Source organism: Vreelandella indica (genome assembly GCF_037070225.1).
GTDB lineage: Bacteria > Pseudomonadota > Gammaproteobacteria > Pseudomonadales > Halomonadaceae > Vreelandella > Vreelandella arctica.
On the sequence record NZ_JBANSO010000065.1, the window covers coordinates 1 to 3535 of the forward strand.

The window sequence follows — 3535 nt, forward strand, 5'->3', positions numbered from 1 at the left end:
CTTGCTGTTCAATAACTAAACGAACAGCTCGCTCCCGCACTTCCGGGGAATATCGTTTTGGTGAGTTCATAACTCCATCCTCTCAAGATATGGAGTCTCCGGTAAAGACGGGGCGGTTCAACTTGATGCGCCCTGCCCATCTTCATACGCTCAGCGGGGATCTTCCAGATTCCGTCTTGTAGGTCGAATTCTTTCCACTCAGCCATGCGCAGCTCACCAGGGCGCACAGCCGTCAGCAGCAATAGCTTCAAGCCAATACGCACCATAGGGCTCTTATCGTAGCCCTCAATATCACGTACAAGTTCGGGCAGTTCTTCCTGAGAAATATGGTGAAAGCTTCCACGCTTATAGGGTTTAAGCGCTGTATTGAGGTCGGTGAGGGGGTTAAAGCTAGCCCGGCCCGTTATGATGGCGTAGCGATAGATATCCCTGCAGAAGGCGTGTAGCCGGCGTCTCTGCTCAAATTTTCCCAAGTCTTCTAGCGCGCGTAGTATCTCAAGCCACTCTAAGGGCAGAATGCTCTCAATGGCGCGATTACCCACCTTTGGGAAAACGTACATTTCCAGCACACGCTTACTATCGTTGGCTCGCTTAGAGGTCTCTTTCCAACGCGGCACCATGCTCGCGTGCCACTCCATGGCCAGCACCTCAAATGTGTTTTGTGCAGCGTACTGTTGCTGCCGCTTATCGTTTTGCTTTTGCTCAACTGGATCGGTGCCTTGAGATATTAAACGCCTTATGTCCGCCCGCTTCTCCCTCGCTTCGGCAAGGCTCACTTCTGGATATTTCCCAAGGCTAATCATGTTGCGCTTGCCATTAGGGCGTGTGTAGCGCAAACGCCACCCACGACGACCATCGGGCCAGATCCTAAGTTCTAATCCTTGGCCATCGTTGAGGGCTAAAATTTTCGTGCTAGGTTTGGTTGAGTTTATCTGTCGAACGGTTAGTGCCATGGCGGTATACCGAGCATCTTCGAATGGGGGCATATACCATTCTGTATACCACTTTGCAGCCGGTTTTGAAAGGAATGCTGGGGAACAATGAGGGCTAAAAAATAATGTCTTTCAGAGTGTTACACATCATTTTTGGCTTTGTCAGGACTTCTCAAGATAGCCCGTTGGCGTCCCTGGCAGGATTCGAACCTGCGACCTGCCGCTTAGGAGAACTACGACTTCATGTATCAATGCATCTCAGCCAACTGTATAAACAATAAAATATTGGCTTATTATCAACTATTTATACTAACACCATGTCGCATTCTGTATCAATAAGCTCTATCCTTTCTCGTGCTAGCTAGGGGTACCACTAGGGGTTCTTTTTTTCGTACCCCTAATGAACAACCAAGGGCGAGAATATGCCAATCAATAGTGATAAATCAGTTAAAGCGCTTGTACCTGGTGATGGTCAGCGCAAAGTCAGAAAATCAGTACTTCACAAAGGGCTTGAAGGCCTAGTACTTGAGGCTAGAGTTAATCGATCATCGAAAGGATGGATATATAGGTTTTCGTTGTCAGGTCGCCAACAGGAAATGCGACTTGGTTCATATCCAAAAATGACGCTTGCAGAGGCTCGAACAGAGCACGCTAAAGTTGCCAAATTGGTTGCCAAAGGACTGGATCCAAGAGTTCATAGGTCTGCAGAGAAAGCGGCGAATCAGTCAGCGTGGACAATGAACCAAGCTTTTGAAAAGTGGATTGACTTCTACGCTCAGGCACCTGGCAAGAGTGGATATTTACCAAAAGAGAAGACCGTAACTCAACACAGACGCCGCTGGAGGCTTTATCTTGAGAAGCCGCTCGGGAAAATGTATGTTCGCGACCTTAGTCGTCGGGATGCTATCGAAGCTCTCCAGAAGGTCGCAGCTGGGAATGTAAAACCTGCCGCCTCTGGCCGGGGGCAAGGTGGCCGTACAGAGGCAAGACATACGTTGGGTGTGCTTAGAATGATGATGGCGTATGCAGTAGATTATGAACAGGTCGAGGAAAGCCCTGTTAGTAGCCTCACTCCGGCCAAAGTCGGCACAGGTTCAAGCGTACCCCGCGAGCGTCACTTAATCTTGCATGAATTGCGTCAACTTTGGTCAGCTCTCGATCAGAAGTTAACGGAAGGACGAGGGTTGTCGCCTTCAGTGGCAAATGCGATTCGATTGCTTGTATTAACTGGTTGTCGGCGAGCAGAGGTATCAGGAATGCGCTGGTCCGAGGTGCATGGCAATATTTGGACGCTTCCTGCTCCCAGAACTAAATCTCAACGCAAACATAAAGTATTCCTTGCCACTCTTGTTATGCATATTTTGGATGAGCAGAAGTCAATATCGAATAGTGATTATGTGTTTCCCTCACCGCGGCTGCAAGGGCGACCGATTCACGAAGACAGCATCAGTACGGCTGTCACTCGTCTACAAGGTCGCGCACTTAAAATGCAAGACTCAGATGCTCCATTACATAGTCTGGAACCTTTCGTTGCGCACGACCTCCGACGAACTGCGGCTACCGCTTGGACTGATTTTCTAAAGGCAGAACCGATGCTTGTAGAACAAATGCTAGATCATGCCCCGCCGAAGCTGGTAGCGACATATAACAAAGCAGGACGATGGGAAGAGCAGGTGGATGTCTGGAGCCGTTGGGCACAATTTGTCGCTGACCAAATTGCTACCGCACCAGGGGAAAAAGCAATCACGTGAAGGATGTTGTCATCTAATATAATAGTTGCAGATTTTATACTGCTACTAAGGCTATTAGTTAGATATTCTTAATACTTTCACCTCAGGCGGCTCCCTATATTCTCATTCACATGATTCTGGTGGTTAAATCTGGCTAATTTATAAATTGGCTCAATTAGACCGCCCTGCTCAGCTGGTCATGCTCGTACTATGAGACTACCGAAAACAAGGAGAGTCAGTATGTATCTTTCAGACCATCAAGTTGCAAAGCGTTACGGCGTATCAAGGCCTACTGTTTGGCGGTGGGCTTCGGAAGGTAGGTTACCTCATCCCATCCGATTAAGCCCTGGATGCACACGCTGGCAGTTGCCAATGCTTGAGGAATTCGAAGCTGATATTCAAAAAGCTATGAACACCGCAAAAAACAAAACGTAATGAAGTTCGGTCCTGAAACCACTTCCCCCTTCTAAGGCATGGTACTCTTAACGAAAAGCGTCTCTTAGCATCGACCTCAAAATTCAGCCGCCCCTCCATCAGAGTGGGCGGTGTTTTCTAGTGAATCTGCATAAATTATGCGCGTATAAAGAATAAAGACCAATCAGAGTGGAACACAGAACTATGTCTCGGCGCGTAGGTAATCCCCAATTTTTAGAGGGGTTTAAAAGTAGAGTTCAGACCACAGCGGCCAGTTTCTATTAAGGGGCACTCCCTACTCCTTCATTAAAGTTTAATTTATGCTTTTTATAGCACGGTTGCGTATTCCGGCGAACGTGACCGGTCATTCCGGTGATCGTGACCGATTTGCACACAGCCTTCACGCTGGAGAGAGTTTTGTACGCTGAGCGGTCACGATGGGTCAACCGATTCCGTTTT

General features: G+C 48.2%; 3 protein-coding genes. 2 read left to right on the forward strand and 1 reads right to left on the reverse strand.

Going from position 1 to position 3535, the window contains the following annotated elements; all coding sequences use genetic code 11:
• Positions 1–8: 8 nt before the first annotated feature.
• Positions 9–986 carry a tyrosine-type recombinase/integrase gene (locus tag V8L71_RS20370; RefSeq protein ID WP_336275302.1) on the reverse strand — a complete coding sequence of 326 codons (978 nt, stop codon included), beginning with the start codon at positions 984–986 and terminating at the stop codon, positions 9–11.
• A 368-nt stretch (positions 987–1354) separates the two neighbouring features.
• Between V8L71_RS20370 and V8L71_RS20375 the strand changes: the two genes are divergently transcribed.
• Both V8L71_RS20375 and V8L71_RS20380 read left to right on the forward strand, forming a co-directional pair.
• On the forward strand, positions 1355–2683 hold the full coding sequence (locus V8L71_RS20375; protein WP_336275303.1) for a tyrosine-type recombinase/integrase: 1329 nt from the start codon (positions 1355–1357) through the stop codon (positions 2681–2683).
• Between the two features lie 219 nt (positions 2684–2902).
• Positions 2903–3097, forward strand: coding sequence for a helix-turn-helix transcriptional regulator (locus tag V8L71_RS20380; RefSeq protein ID WP_336275304.1), 195 nt, complete (start codon positions 2903–2905; stop codon positions 3095–3097).
• Positions 3098–3535: the final 438 nt, after the last annotated feature.